At 61.2% G+C, this 12,943-nt stretch carries 17 protein-coding genes; 10 read left to right on the top strand and 7 right to left on the bottom strand.

Features of this window, described 5'->3' with window-relative positions:
- Position 1: 1 nt before the first annotated feature.
- From BSG19_RS13340 to BSG19_RS13360, 5 genes are all read left to right on the top strand, one after another.
- Positions 2 to 1,150, top strand: coding sequence for a mandelate racemase/muconate lactonizing enzyme family protein (locus BSG19_RS13340; RefSeq protein ID WP_092988537.1), 1,149 nt, complete (start codon positions 2 to 4; stop codon positions 1,148 to 1,150).
- Entirely contained in the window at positions 1,150 to 2,037 is an 888-nt protein-coding gene (locus BSG19_RS13345) for an amidohydrolase family protein (RefSeq protein WP_092988538.1), read from the top strand. Before BSG19_RS13340 ends, BSG19_RS13345 begins: the two co-directional genes overlap by 1 nt.
- A 51-nt stretch (positions 2,038 to 2,088) precedes the next feature.
- Positions 2,089 to 3,063 carry a TRAP transporter substrate-binding protein gene (locus tag BSG19_RS13350; RefSeq protein ID WP_092988539.1) on the top strand — a complete coding sequence of 325 codons (975 nt, stop codon included), beginning with the start codon at positions 2,089 to 2,091 and terminating at the stop codon, positions 3,061 to 3,063.
- A gap of 84 nt (positions 3,064 to 3,147) precedes the next feature.
- The gene (locus tag BSG19_RS13355; protein ID WP_092988540.1) at positions 3,148 to 3,669 is read left to right on the top strand and encodes a TRAP transporter small permease; all 522 of its coding nucleotides are present in this window, start codon (positions 3,148 to 3,150) and stop codon (positions 3,667 to 3,669) included.
- Positions 3,669 to 4,949 (top strand): TRAP transporter large permease, encoded by a 1,281-nt coding sequence (locus tag BSG19_RS13360; RefSeq protein WP_092988541.1) that lies wholly within the window; start codon positions 3,669 to 3,671, stop codon positions 4,947 to 4,949. The genes BSG19_RS13355 and BSG19_RS13360 overlap by 1 nt, the downstream gene beginning before the upstream one ends.
- A gap of 563 nt (positions 4,950 to 5,512) precedes the next feature.
- Here BSG19_RS13360 and BSG19_RS13365 read toward each other — a convergent pair.
- On the bottom strand, positions 5,513 to 6,484 hold the full coding sequence (locus BSG19_RS13365) for a 3'-5' exonuclease (RefSeq protein WP_092988542.1): 972 nt from the start codon (positions 6,482 to 6,484) through the stop codon (positions 5,513 to 5,515).
- A 116-nt stretch (positions 6,485 to 6,600) separates the two neighbouring features.
- On the opposite strand from BSG19_RS13365, the gene BSG19_RS13370 reads away from it, so the two are divergent.
- On the top strand, positions 6,601 to 6,807 hold the full coding sequence (locus BSG19_RS13370) for a hypothetical protein (RefSeq protein ID WP_092988543.1): 207 nt from the start codon (positions 6,601 to 6,603) through the stop codon (positions 6,805 to 6,807).
- 129 nt (positions 6,808 to 6,936) lie between these two features.
- Positions 6,937 to 7,104 carry a Thivi_2564 family membrane protein gene (locus tag BSG19_RS13375; protein ID WP_092936807.1) on the top strand — a complete coding sequence of 56 codons (168 nt, stop codon included), beginning with the start codon at positions 6,937 to 6,939 and terminating at the stop codon, positions 7,102 to 7,104.
- Positions 7,105 to 7,202: 98 nt separating this feature from the next.
- Here BSG19_RS13375 and BSG19_RS13380 read toward each other — a convergent pair whose 3' ends face one another.
- A complete protein-coding gene (locus tag BSG19_RS13380) occupies positions 7,203 to 7,967 on the bottom strand; it encodes a siderophore-interacting protein (RefSeq protein ID WP_244529275.1) in 765 nt (254 codons plus the stop codon).
- Between the two features lie 115 nt (positions 7,968 to 8,082).
- On the opposite strand from BSG19_RS13380, the gene BSG19_RS26355 reads away from it, so the two are divergent.
- On the top strand, positions 8,083 to 8,301 hold the full coding sequence (locus BSG19_RS26355; protein WP_244529246.1) for a hypothetical protein: 219 nt from the start codon (positions 8,083 to 8,085) through the stop codon (positions 8,299 to 8,301).
- Positions 8,298 to 8,702: a PadR family transcriptional regulator gene (locus tag BSG19_RS26360; protein ID WP_244529247.1), complete on the top strand. Its 405-nt coding sequence runs from the start codon at positions 8,298 to 8,300 to the stop codon at positions 8,700 to 8,702. Before BSG19_RS26355 ends, BSG19_RS26360 begins: the two co-directional genes overlap by 4 nt.
- A 132-nt stretch (positions 8,703 to 8,834) precedes the next feature.
- On the opposite strand, the gene BSG19_RS13390 is transcribed toward BSG19_RS26360, so the two are convergent.
- Together BSG19_RS13390 and BSG19_RS26090 are read right to left on the bottom strand one after the other, a co-directional pair.
- Entirely contained in the window at positions 8,835 to 9,182 is a 348-nt protein-coding gene (locus tag BSG19_RS13390) for a hypothetical protein (RefSeq protein ID WP_092989055.1), read from the bottom strand.
- Positions 9,183 to 9,196: 14 nt separating this feature from the next.
- Positions 9,197 to 9,352, bottom strand: a complete 156-nt coding sequence (locus BSG19_RS26090; RefSeq protein ID WP_170865969.1) for a hypothetical protein — start codon at positions 9,350 to 9,352, stop codon at positions 9,197 to 9,199.
- A gap of 158 nt (positions 9,353 to 9,510) precedes the next feature.
- On the opposite strand from BSG19_RS26090, the gene BSG19_RS13395 reads away from it, so the two are divergent.
- Positions 9,511 to 9,990, top strand: coding sequence for a hypothetical protein (locus BSG19_RS13395; protein ID WP_092988545.1), 480 nt, complete (start codon positions 9,511 to 9,513; stop codon positions 9,988 to 9,990).
- Between the two features lie 20 nt (positions 9,991 to 10,010).
- Here the strand turns inward: BSG19_RS13395 and ugpC are convergent, their stop codons facing one another.
- From ugpC to BSG19_RS13410, 3 genes are read right to left on the bottom strand one after another with little or no spacing between them, the layout of a single operon-like run.
- A complete protein-coding gene (gene ugpC / locus BSG19_RS13400; protein ID WP_092988546.1) occupies positions 10,011 to 11,114 on the bottom strand; it encodes an ABC transporter ATP-binding protein in 1,104 nt (367 codons plus the stop codon).
- A 3-nt stretch (positions 11,115 to 11,117) separates the two neighbouring features.
- Positions 11,118 to 11,948 carry a carbohydrate ABC transporter permease gene (locus BSG19_RS13405; protein ID WP_170865970.1) on the bottom strand — a complete coding sequence of 277 codons (831 nt, stop codon included), beginning with the start codon at positions 11,946 to 11,948 and terminating at the stop codon, positions 11,118 to 11,120.
- Positions 11,945 to 12,877, bottom strand: a complete 933-nt coding sequence (locus tag BSG19_RS13410; protein ID WP_092988548.1) for a carbohydrate ABC transporter permease — start codon at positions 12,875 to 12,877, stop codon at positions 11,945 to 11,947. The genes BSG19_RS13405 and BSG19_RS13410 overlap by 4 nt, the downstream gene beginning before the upstream one ends.
- Between the last annotated feature and the right edge of the window lie 66 nt (positions 12,878 to 12,943).

Below are 12,943 nucleotides of genomic sequence, written 5' to 3' on the forward strand. Positions count from 1 at the left end.
GGTGAAAATCGCAGCCGTCCACACGCATCTTCTGGAATACCGGCTACCGACGCCGTTCGAAAGCGCATCCATGCGGTTCGATCGGCGGGCGCATATCCTTGTCGAAGTGGTCTGCGACAATGGCCTCGTCGGCTGGGGTGAGTGCCTCGGCCCTGCCCGGCCGAATGCCGCTGTGGTCAAAGCTTATACGCAGTGGCTGATCGGCGCCGATCCGCTGGAGACGGAGAAGATCTGGGCTGTGCTCTACAATGCGCTGCGTGATCAAGGCCAGCGCGGCCTCGCCATCACCGCGCTCTCCGGTATCGATATCGCGCTCTGGGATATCAAGGGCAAGCACTTTGGCGTGCCCGTATCGACGCTGCTTGGAGGCCGCTTCCGTGAAAGCGTCAAGGCCTATGCGACCGGCAGCTTCAAGCGCGACGGCGTCAACCGTCTGGATGACAACGTCGCCGACATCACGCGCTATCAGCGCGAGGGCTTTCACGCGAGCAAGATCAAGATCGGCTTCGGGGTTTCGGAAGATCTTGCGATCGTGCGCGCTGTACGCGATGCCGTCGGTCCGGATTTCCGCATCATGGTCGATGCCAATCACGGCTATGATTCGCTGGATGCGATCCGTTTTGGCAATGCCGCGGCCGAACTGGATATCGACTGGTTCGAGGAGCCCGTGGTGCCGGAGCAGCTTTCCGCCTATCGGGAGGTGCGCGATCGCCAGCCGATTCCGGTTGCGGGCGGAGAGACGTGGCACAGCCGCTGGGGCATGCGGGAACCCATCGAGACCCGCGCCGTCGATATTCTCCAGCCAGATCTCGCGGGAACAGGCGGCTTTACCGAAGCGCGGCGGATCGCCGATCTTGCAGCCCTTCATGGCGTGCGCGTCGTGCCGCATGTCTGGGGCACGGCTGTCCATATCGCTGCAGCTCTGCAGTTCATGGCTGCCATGGTGCCGAGCCCGGTGCGTGTCAATCCGGTGGAGCCGATCCTAGAATTCGACCGTACGGAAAATCCCTTTCGGCAGGCCGTGGTCAAGACGCCGATCGATCACGTCGGCGGTGTCGTTGCAATTCCCAACGGCCCGGGTCTTGGCATCGAGATCGATCGCGACGCCCTTGCCGAATACCGCATGCCCGACGCAGGAAAGGACATCTAATGCTCGTCAGACCCCTTTCGGGACCAGCACCGAAGTTCACCTTCCCCGCAGGCGCCGTCGATTCGCAGATGCACATGTATCTGCCGGGATATCCGGCACAGCCGGGTGGCCCGGATCTGCCTGCGGGCAGTCTGCCGGATGCCGAGCAGTACCGCACCTTCATGGCATGGCTCGGCATTGATCGCGTCATCATCACGCAGGGCAACGCCCATCAGCGCGACAACGGCAACCTTATCGCCTGTCTTGCGGAGATGGGCGATGTCGCCCGCGGCGTCGCCGTTATTGATACCGATACCAGCGAAGGCGAGCTAGACCGCCTCTCTGCCGCTGGCGTCGTTGGCGTCCGCATCATGGATCTTCCTGGCGGCGCCGTTGGCCTCGATGCTCTTGAAGCCGTCGATGCAAAAGCCGCAAGCCGCGGCTGGATGGTGGCTGTCCAGTTCGACGGCAACCGCATCCTCGACCATGTCGACCGGCTGAAGGCGCTGAAGTCGCGCTGGGTGTTCGATCATCACGGCAAGTTCTTTGCGGGCGCCACAGCCGATGGACCCGAGATTACGGCGCTCCGTGGACTGATGGATGGCGGCCGGTGCTGGTTCAAGTTCGCCGGTGTGTACGAGTCGTCCCGCTCGGGCGGTCCTGATTATGCGGACGTCGCAGCCTTCTCGCGGGTTCTGGCGGCGCATGCGCCCGAGCGCATCGTCTGGGGCAGTAACTGGCCGCACAATCTGGCGAAGACTCAGGATGCCTATCCCGACGATATCGCATTGGCGAACACGGTTCTGGGATGGATCGGCGATGAGGCGGCCATTCGTCAGGCGCTGGTCGATAATCCCGAAGAGCTTTTTGGCCTTCCCGCATGGCAGGCGGTCGAGAAGAAAGTTTGACACGGTCCGGCAGTGGAGAGCCGGACTTGATTTGAAAAGGTGGAGGAAACCATGAACTTTGCAGGCAAGCTGATCATGGCGTTGGGCATAGCCCTCGCCGCATCGACCGCACAGGCGCAGGAAATCACCCTGCGTTCCGCGGACATTCATCCCGACGGCTATCCGACCGTCGAGGCGGTCAAATATATGGGCCAGCTGGTCTCTGAACGGTCGAACGGCCGTATCAAGATCGAGGTGTCCAACAACGCCGTTCTCGGCAACGAGAAAGACACGATCGAGCAGACCCGTTTCGGCGTCATCGACATGAACCGCGTCAATGCTGCGCCGTTCAACAATCTCGTACCGGAAACGACGGTTCTCGGCCTGCCCTTCCTGTTCCGTTCGACGGAGCATATGCACCATACGGTAGACGGCCCCATCGGCGACGAAGTGCTCAAGGCTTTCGAGCCGCACGGCCTCGTCGGTCTCGCCTTCTATGACAGCGGCGCCCGGTCCTTCTACACCACCAAGAAGCCAATCGAGAAATTGGAAGACCTCAAGGGCATGAAGATCCGCGTCCAGCAATCCGACCTCTGGATTGCCATGATGCAGGCCTTCGGCGCCAACCCGACGCCTATGCCGATGGGCGAAGTCTACTCGTCGCTCGAAACCGGCGTCGTGGATGGTGCCGAGAACAACTGGCCGTCCTACGAGTCCGCTCGCCACTACGAAGTTGCCAAGAACTACACGCTGACCGAACACTCCCTGAACCCCGAGATCCTCGTCATCTCAAAGATCTCCTGGGACAAGCTGACGCCTGAAGACCAGACGCTCCTGCGCCAGGCCGCCAAGGACTCCGTCGGCAAGATGCGGGAACTCTGGTTGGCGCGTGAGAAGGCTTCCGAGGAGAAGGTTCGCGCAGCCGGCAACAACATCATCAAGGTCGACAAGAAGCAGTTCGCCGATGCGATGAAGCCCGTCTACGACCGCTTCGTTACCGAGCCTGCCATGAAGGACCTGCTCGAGCGCGTCCAGGCCGTTCAATAAAACCGCTTTCGACAGGCCCCTGACCGGGGCCTGTTTTCGCATGCCGGCCGGGGCTTTCCACCGGCTCTTTGGGAGGTTTCTGCAATGCGGCATTTCATGTCGTCAGTAAGGCCCGTTCTGGCCCTACTCAATCGGACGGCGATCTATCTCGCCGGCCTCGGGATCATCGCGATGACGCTGATCATCGGCTGGCAGGTTTTCGCGCGCTATGTGCTGAACGACACGCCGAGCTGGTCGGAGCCACTGTCGCTGCACCTCATGTCCTGGTTCATCTTGCTGGGTGCCGCCGTCGGCGTGCGCGAGAGCGTGCATCTGGGCCTTGATCTCGTGCACCACATGGTCCCGCCCGCCGTTCAGAAACTGATGGATCAGGTCAGCCTCGGCCTCATCACGCTCTTCGGCATTGCCATGACCTATTATGCCATTCTCCTGGCAGCCGGCACATGGACCGCGCGCATTCCTGTTCTGGGCTGGCCCGGCGGCGTGGATTTCATTCCCATGATCGTCGGCGGCGCGCTGATATCGCTGTTTGCAGCGGAGCGCTTCGTCGATGTGTCCCTCGGTCAGGAAGTCACCGACGTTGTCGTGCTGACGGAGGTTGCGTAATGGCCTATACCGTACTCTTCGGGACATTCGTCACGCTGATGTTCATCGGCATGCCCATCGCCTTCTGCCTCGGCATCGCATCGGTCGCCACCGTGCTCTACATGGGCCTGCCGCCGATCGTCGTATTCCAGCAAATGAATTCCGGCATGAACGTCTTCGCGATGATGGCGATCCCGTTCTTCATCTTCGCGGGCGACCTGATGGTGCGCGGCGGCATCGCCACCCGGCTGATCCGCTTTGCGGCCGGTCTCGTCGGCCACCTCAAGGGCGGCCTCGGGCAGGTCAATATCGTCGCCTCCACCCTCTTCGGCGGCATCTCCGGCTCGGCGGTCGCTGATGCCTCCGCCGTCGGCGGGCTGATGATTCCTCAGATGGCCGCGCGCGGCTACGATCGCGGCTATGCCGTCAACGTTACTGTCAACGCCGCCATCATCGCGCTGATGATTCCGCCATCGCACAACATGATCCTCTATTCGATTGCGGCCGGCGGCAACGTTTCCGTTGCCGACCTCTTCACCGCCGGCATCATCCCCGGCATGCTGCTGGCCGGCGCCCTCATGATCACGGCCTATATCGTCGCACGCCGCCGCGGCTATCCAGCGGAGCCTTTCCCCGGCTTCTCGCGGCTCGGCTACTATCTGCTTGCGTCCTTCCCCGGCCTTCTCCTGATCGGCATCATCTTCGGCGGCGTGCGCTCCGGTGTCTTCACGGCCACGGAAAGCTCCTGCATCGCCGTGCTCTACGCCTTCCTCGTCGCCACGCTCGTCTACCGCGAACTCGATTGGGCCGGTTTCATCGAAGCTGTTCTGGGTGCCGCGCGGACGACGTCCATGGTGCTCCTCGTCATCGGCACCGCCGCCTCGTTCGGATGGCTCATGGCCTTCCTGCAGGTTCAGACCCTGATGATCGGCGCAATCAGCGCCATCTCCGATAATCCGCTGATCGTCCTGCTCGTGATCAACATCCTGCTGCTGTTGCTCGGTACCTTCATGGATATGGCACCTCTGGTGATCATAGCGACGCCGGTTCTGCTGCCCGTCGTCAAGGCGTTCGGTGTCGATCCCGTGCATTTCGGGGTGGTTATGATCCTCAATGCCGGCATCGGGCTGAACACGCCACCGGTGGGAACGGTGCTCTTCGTCGGCTGCGCCGTGGGGGGAATTTCGATCCGGGAAGCGATGAAGACGATCTGGCCGTTCTTCGGCGCGAGCGTCGCCGTCTTGATGTTTGTCACCTACATCCCCGCACTGTCGCTCTGGCTGCCCGCTGTCTTCCGGTAAGCAACCGACCCTCCAAGCTACCTCTTCACGCCCTGCATCTCGCCGATGCGGGGCGTTTTCGTCTCGACCGCGTAGCCCGCTTGACGGCGAGGACAGGTCGTATTGGCTGTGTAGGAAGGAAGGAGAGGCCCCGATCACAGACAAGCAAGCTCGTTTCCGGAGCGCGCGGCACTCTGGTGCAAGGTCGTCTCTGGCGGGAAGTGACTCTGGCGTCATGTGCTCTGTAGCGAAGTGGACGTCCAGCTCCAGGTGCTTTTTGAAGCAAGAGGTTCTCCGAACCAGATCATAGATCCACCCTGCTAACCTCCAGAAACGGAAAAGCCTGCCGCGGGAGGAGGTGCGGCAGGCTTTCCGAAAAAACCGAACATTGGCTGGGAGGAGGAGTGCCGATGTTCGAACAGACGTCCCTGGGAGGAGGAGAGGAGCGTCTGAGGAACGAAGCTTTGCGGGAGGAGGTGCATCGCTTCGTTGATTGGGAATATACGGATCCTGTCGGGATATCCCAGAGCTGTCTTTGCAGTGCAGCCATGCGATAGAAGCAGGACTCGAAAAAGGGGTACGGATCAGGCACGGAAGCGGTCGAAGGCCGTCAGTCGGCGCATCGGTGGCTCGGCCTCGGGATAGCGATAGATTTCGCTGCGCAGGAACCGTAGTTCTTCGTCTACCGCCTCTTCGGCGATCTCGATCCACCAGGATTTCGGCCGTCCGTCGCTACCATCGGCCCAGCGATAGCCGCGTGCCTTGAGGTGGTCTTTCATATCGAACGGACTGTGTTCGGCATAAATGCGGACGCGGCTGTTCTGGCTGGCTTCGTGCAGTTCGGCAAACGCGGTGGGTGCGCCATCGACCGCACGGTTCAGAACTTCCAGAAGCGCGAAACAATCGTCCACCGCGCGGTGACCTTCATGGAAGAAGCCGGCCTGACCGATGAGATAACCAAGCTTGGTGCCCTCGTAGCCACGTGCCGACCAGTCGATCTCCGCATTCGAGCACGCCCATGCCTTGCGTTCGAAGACCGGGTGAAAGGTCTCGCAGAACGGCCGATCAAAGGCTGCGTTGTGGGCAATGATGAGGTCCGCGGGTGCGATCATGGCTTCGAGAGCCCTCACGTCGATCTCCTGCCCCGCGACCATCTCATCCGTGATCCCTGTCAGACGGGTGATTTCAGGGGGGATGGGCGCAGAAGGCTGACGCAGACCGCCGAAGACGCCGGTGACGTCCCCGATGTCGCCGGTCTCGTTATAGGTGAAGGCGATCGCGCCGATCTCGATGATCTCGTTGCGCCGGTGATCGAGACCCGTCGTTTCCGTATCGAGTATGACGCCGCGCAAGGGAAAGCCCGGCCGCAGGGACGTGATGACGTCGCGCGGCTCCAGCTTGCGCAGGATCCGGTACCGCCCCGTGCCGGTCAGCTGCTCGACCAGGTTCGCTTCCGCTGCGGGTCCAGACGGCAGGGCCGCCGGTCGCGCGCGTCGTGTCGGCGGTCGGGATATCTCGCGTGGCTCATGCGAAAACATGTCGAACTGCACTGCCATTGGCCGCCTCTATTGCCGTCACCAGAGCGGTGAGATGCCCGTCTCATCGTTTGAGTCTATCGAGACTCGCTGAGATCACTATAACCCGATGACAGATCAACGTCAGGAGCAAGCCCGTGGAAACCACTGAAATCGGAAGCCGCAGCGATTTTGCGCTCTGGGCGATACAGCGCGCCCAAGAGATCGTCACCACCGAGGGGGCCGCTTTCGCGATTGCTGCGCGTGACATGGACGACGACGCGTTAGCAGCCACTGCCGCAGCTTTGGGAACCGCGATATCCGAGGCGATGATGGAGGTCTTCGACGGGCTCATCGGCGACTAGGACGCCGATCGTCAAGTTTCCATCGATTTCAGTCGGATACGCCCTTCACTTCACAAGGAACCGCCATATGTCAGTGTAAAGCGTCCTGGAGGCATTTCCCGGAGGCCTTTAATGTAAGGAGTTGGGGTTATGGGAAGTTCTGCACTGATCAGCATCTTGATCACGTTTCTCGTCGTCGTTCTGGTTCTCTATCTCGTCGCGCGCCTGCCCATCGACGGCCGTGCGAAGCAGATTGTTCAGATTATCGTCATCATCATCGGCATCATCTCGCTCTTGAAGTACCTCGCCGTATTTTAAGCCAGATATGGATCGCCTTACCCAATGGGTCTGAGGTGACGTTTGATCGACCATGCAAGACAGGTCCGGCTTATATGCCGGGCCTGTTTTCGTTAGGGCTACGCGAATGTCTCGTGGCTATCCGCCTTGCCCTTGACCCAGTAACCGGCTGCCTTCAACCAGCCCTGAGGCAGGCCGCGCCGTTCGACCTCTGCGCGCAGGGCCCGCGTGACGGCGGCTTCCGCAGCGATCCAGACGAACGTGTTTGGCTCGATCTGAATGGTCTTCAGGAGATCGAGAAGTGCCGCTGCATCATTGCCAGCAGCCAAGGGGCGGTAGGTCCACAGCGCGTTCAGCGTCGCCTTGGTTTCAAAGACTTGCCGTTCTTGAGGGCCGGTAATTGCCACAAGACTGGTAATGACCTCATCTGCAGCGGCCTCCTCGATCCGGCGGCCAATGGCCGGCAGTGCCGTCTCATCACCGATCAGCAGCCACCGTTTCACATCCGCAGATATGATAGCCGAGCCACGTGGCCCGCCGATCTGGAGTTCATCGCCGACCTTTGCATTTGCCGCCCAATGCGTTGCTGGGCCTGCATCGTGCAAAGCGAAGTCGATCACGAGGCTTCCGGTTTGGACATCGTAACGGCGCGGGGTGTAGTCACGACGCTCCTCCTCGTTTGTGACGGACGGCAACAGTATTTTCACATGATCATCGGGCGAAAGGCTCGTGAAGCCGGCAAGGTCTTCGCCACCAAGCGTGATCCGCAACATCGCGGGCGTTACGTATTCGATGGCTGAAACAGTCAGCGTTCTACGGGTGAGAACGTGTCGTACGCGCTCGATGTGCGGCGGCTTTTTGAGTGTGACCGTTGGACGGGTCATGGTCGGCGTCCTTTCAGAAGACATGGGTGCAAGAAGTTCGAACATCTCAGAGGCACCAAGAGCATGGCGTTCATTTGAAATTCCGATATATCGTGATATATCTAAGATATGACAGATGATCAACAGACGTCCTCATCCCTACCTGCATCTCCTGCCGAGCCTCGCCACGAGGGGAAGCACGGACCTCACGAGCGACACGGCCACGGGGGCCGTGGAGAGCATGCAGATCACGGCGAGCGTCACGCGCGACATGGTGGACATGATGGTGAGCGGCGCGGCGGGCGGCATCGCCTGTTCGACTATGGCGAATTTCGCCTGCTTCTCCTTGCCATGATCGCGGACCGTCCGAGCCATGGCTATGAGCTGATAAAAGCCGTCGAGGAGAGGTCGGGCGGCAGCTACGTCCCCAGCCCGGGCGTCGCCTACCCTACCCTCGCTTGGCTCGACGACATGGGCTACGCGGTGATCGAGCCGGAAGAGAAAGGCAGGAAGCTTTATCGCATCACGTCGGAAGGACAGACATTCCTGGCAGAGAACCGTGAGATGGCCGATATTCTGCTTGCCCGGCTCTCCCCCTCCGCCCGCGGACATATTCCGCCACCCGTCTTGCGGGCCATGGAGAATGTAAAATTCGCCCTGCGTCTCCGATTAAAACAGGAGACGGTCGATGCCGAGACCATCGAGGCGATCGCCGTGGCGCTCGATGCGGCCGCGAAGGCCATCGAGCGAAGCTGAGGTTACCACCACTTCCTCAAGCGGCCCCGTACAGATGCCATTTCCCCTCTTCGCGCGGACGGAGATGGGCGTCCGCTAAAGAGAATAAGGTCTCGCCTGTGCGGCCAGATAAGCTCCGTGTACAGATTGTCGCTAAACGGTCACCACAACGAGTGTGATGATCAAAGCGGCGATGACCACGCAGGCGGCAATCAGGCCGAGCGTAAAGGACGGGCGGACACCGCCCTGAGGCTTGGTATCGAGCGATGCCGGCTTGCGCATGGCCGTATCGTAATTCTCCTGTCCCTCTTGCCGAGGCGAGCGCTGCGTCTCGATTGCGATCGCTGCGCTCTCCGGCGTCATCGGCGTGCCGGCCGCCTCGCCATCCGTTTCCATCGGCGCGGCTGCCGGGTCAAAGCCCTCGCGAATATCGCCTGTTTTGCCCGCCTGAATCTCGCCGCGCACTTGTGACGGCGTCGGCGCCCGCTTCTGCTGGTCCATTCCCTCGTCCTCCATCAAGGCGTTGCCGGCTGCGTTGTCTCCGTTGCCGTCGTGGGCCGTTCGCGGCTTGCGCTCCACCAGCTGACGCCACCGCCGACAATGACGCAGGCGATCACGAAAATGACAACGAGGTAAATGGCCATCTGCCGGCGGTCGCTTTTCTGATCCATGAGATCTCCTTTTCACGGCACTCCAACCAGAAATGCCGTGCGGAGTTCCGCGTTGGCAGAGCGATCACCCGCGACAATCCGTAAAAGCGTCCGCAACGGGACCGAAACCATTGCCGCGTTCGCCTGTTGGAGATGGCACAACGCGGGAGTTTGCAAGAATGATTGTAGGAACGCAGTTGATCACAGAGGTCGATAACGCCGGCTTGACCGTCGAGTTTGTCGATGATGCCGGTAATGTCGTATCCGTACGTCTTGCCGGACAGGAAGCGACCCGCCAAACCGCTGTCGCGCAAGCCAGGAAACTGCTTGAGGAACTCGTCGTCAGCGGCGCCCTGCCGGACACATTGGAAGATGCGAAAAACCAGGACGGCCGTGCCGCCACGCTGGCATCATCGAAACCCGTCGCGCACGCAAATCCCGCAGATGCCGATGCGTCGGCTGAAGACGACGTGGCGCATGGGCGCCGAACCCCAAGCGGAGGGCACGCCGAGCCCGATGGCGTCGCGGATCGCATGTCGGAAGGTGCACCTCGGCGAAGCGAAGGGAAATCCGATCTCGTCAATCCGGATGCGACACCGGGCACAGGTATGTTTCCGAGTGGCGAAGGCGAAGACGAGAACATGCAGCCTTCCAGCTGAACCGCTGAGGGAGGAAGGCGTCAGGACGTCGAACCGCTGGCGTCCAGCGTGCCGAGCGCGATCCGCTGCCCATCCGGCCCGAACAAATGCAGTCGCTCCGTCGGAAAGCCTACCGTGAGGTCCGAGCCCGGCGCAAGAAGCGCCCGGTCGCTGCTGAAAATTTTGAACGGCAGCCCATGAACGGTGAGGTGAAGGATGATGCCGAGGCCGGTTGGCTCGATCAGTTCGACAGACGCCGCAACGCCATCGGCCGCAGGGCGGATGGCGACGTGCTCGGGACGGATGCCGAGCGTGACGGATGTTCCCTTGGGCAGGTTCACGGCCTGCCCCAGCGAAATGGTCGTGCCATTCACCAGCCGGACGGCGCTCGTCCCGCTTTCAGGTTCCATCGTACCTTCCAGCATGTTCATGCCCGGCGAGCCGATGAAGCCGGCGACGAAAAGATTGGCAGGCCGATCATAAAGCTCGAGGGGAGCTCCGATCTGCTGCACCGCGCCGGCATTCATCGCAACGATGCGCGACGCGAGCGTCATCGCCTCGATCTGGTCGTGCGTGACATACACGGAGGTTGCACCGAATTCGGCATGCATGCGCTTGATCTCGGCTCGCATCTGTTCGCGCAGGCGCGCATCGAGATTGGAAAGCGGTTCGTCGAAAAGGAAGGCCTTTGGCTGTCGCACGATGGCGCGGCCCATGGCGACGCGTTGACGTTGGCCGCCGGACAGCGCCTTCGGACGACGGGCAAGAAAGGGATCGAGGCCGAGCTTGGCGGATGCGGCAGCGACGGCAGCGGCGATCTTCTCTTTGGGGCTACGGCGCAGGCGCAGGCTATAGCTCATATTGTCGGCAACGGTCATGTGCGGATAAAGCGCGTAGGATTGGAACACCATGGCGATGTCGCGATCCCTCGGCTTGAGGTCGTTCACTTCGCGGCCATCGATAGACATCGTTCCGGACGAGATGGATTCCAGTCCCGCGATCATCCGCAGCAGTGTGGATTTGCCGCAGCCGGAGGGGCCGACGAGAACGATGAACTCACCGTCCTCGATCGACAAATCGACGCCGTGGAGGACCGGGTGGTCTCCATAGATCTTGACGATATCGCGCATTTCGATGGAGGCCATGGGTTACCCTTTCACCGCGCCGGCCGTCAGGCCCTGCACGAGATACCGCTGGATCAGGAGGAAGAAGAGGCAGGCCGGCACCAGCGCCATGACGCCCGCCGCCATCATCTGCCCGAAATCAACGGAGAATTTCGAGACGAAGGTGAGAAGTCCGACCGGGAACGTCGCGCTGTCGTTGCCGGAAATCAGCATGAGCGCGAAGAGCAGCTCGCTCCATGCGGCCGTAAAGACGAAGCCGAGCGTGGCGGCGATGCCGGGCAGCGTCAGCGGCAGGATGATCTGGCGGAAGGCCGTGAACCGGCTTGCCCCGTCGATCATCGCGGCATCTTCCAGGTCTCTCGGAATGCCATCGAAGAAGGATTGCATGAGAAAGGTCGCGAACGGCACGTTGAAGGCGGTGTAGACGATGATGAGGCCGGTGAGACTGTTCGTCAGCCCGAGCGGCGACAGCATCTTGAAGATCGGCGCGACCAGCATCACCAGCGGAAACATCTGGGTGATCAGCATCAACGCCACGACCGCATATTTCCCCCGGAAGACGAAGCGCGAGAGAGCATAACCCGAAAGAGACGAGATCAGTGTGACCGCCAAGGCCGTCGATCCTGCAACGATGAGGCTGTTTCGAAAAAAGATCGGAAAAGCGCTGTTTTCGATGACGTAGCGATAATGCTCAAGGGTCGCGTGCGACGGCCACATGCGGACGCCCTCGCTGTACAGCAGGTCGTTCGGCGTGACCGACACCTTGAGCAGCCAGTAGAGCGGGAACAGCGCAAAGACGATGTAAGCGAGAATGGCCAGGCGGTGGGCGATGGTGAGGAGGATGCCCATGCTCAATCCTTCTCGATCAGGCGCTGGCGGATGACCACGATCACCATGGAGTATGCGAGCAGCAACACGAGCAGGACCAGAGCGATGGCAGAGGCGTAGCCGAAATCGAGCCGCTTGAAGGCCTGCGTGAAGATGTAGCTGGCGACGATCTGCGTACGGTCAGCAGGGCCACCATTGGTCATGACGATGATGAGGTCGGCAAAATTCGCGATCCAGACGGTGCGCAGGAGGACCGTGATGGCGATGGTCGGCGCGAGGAACGGCAGGGTGATCGAGGTAAAGCGCTGCAACGGATTGGCGCCGTCTATGGCGGCGGCCTCGTAGAGATCACGCGGAATGGCTTGGAGAGCGGCAAGCAGCGTGATCGCAAAGAAGGGTATGCCCCACCAGACATTGGCGATAATCGGCCCCCACATCGCAAGCTGCGGATCGGCAAGGATGTTGTTCGGCGCAGACATGATACCGAGGGAGACCATCCAGTGCGGCAAAGGGCCGATAACGGGATTGAACATCCATGCCCAGTTGAGCCCGGCAAGGAAGGTGGGAACGGCCCAGGGCAGGAAGACCAGCGCCTGTGCAAGGCCGCGCCCTGCAAACGGCTTGTCAAGAAGCAGAGCCAGGATGAGGCCGAAGAAGAACTGGAGGAAGACGGACGCGCCGGTCCACCAGAGCGTGTTGCGCAGCGCCCGATAGAATGCCGTATCTTGCGAAAGTTCGCGGAAATGATCGAGCCCGACGAAGCCGCCGGAGAAGGGATTGAGGAGCTGGATATCGCGAAAGGCGTAGGAAAGCCCGAGCACGAGCGGGACCAGCATGACGGCGATGATGAGCACGAGCACAGGTGCCGTATAGAGCCATGGCTCGACGGCATCGGCGAGCCGGCGTGCGAAAGGCTTGCGCGGGCGTGACCGGCTGCCGGTCATGGAAAAGGTCATGGTCTCGTCACCTGTCGGTCGGTGCTGTCGTGAAGGCGGCAACCGGCGCGCGCTCGGAGGGCGCGC

This window comes from Rhizobium sp. NFR03 (assembly GCF_900111275.1).
Lineage (GTDB): Bacteria > Pseudomonadota > Alphaproteobacteria > Rhizobiales > Rhizobiaceae > Ferranicluibacter.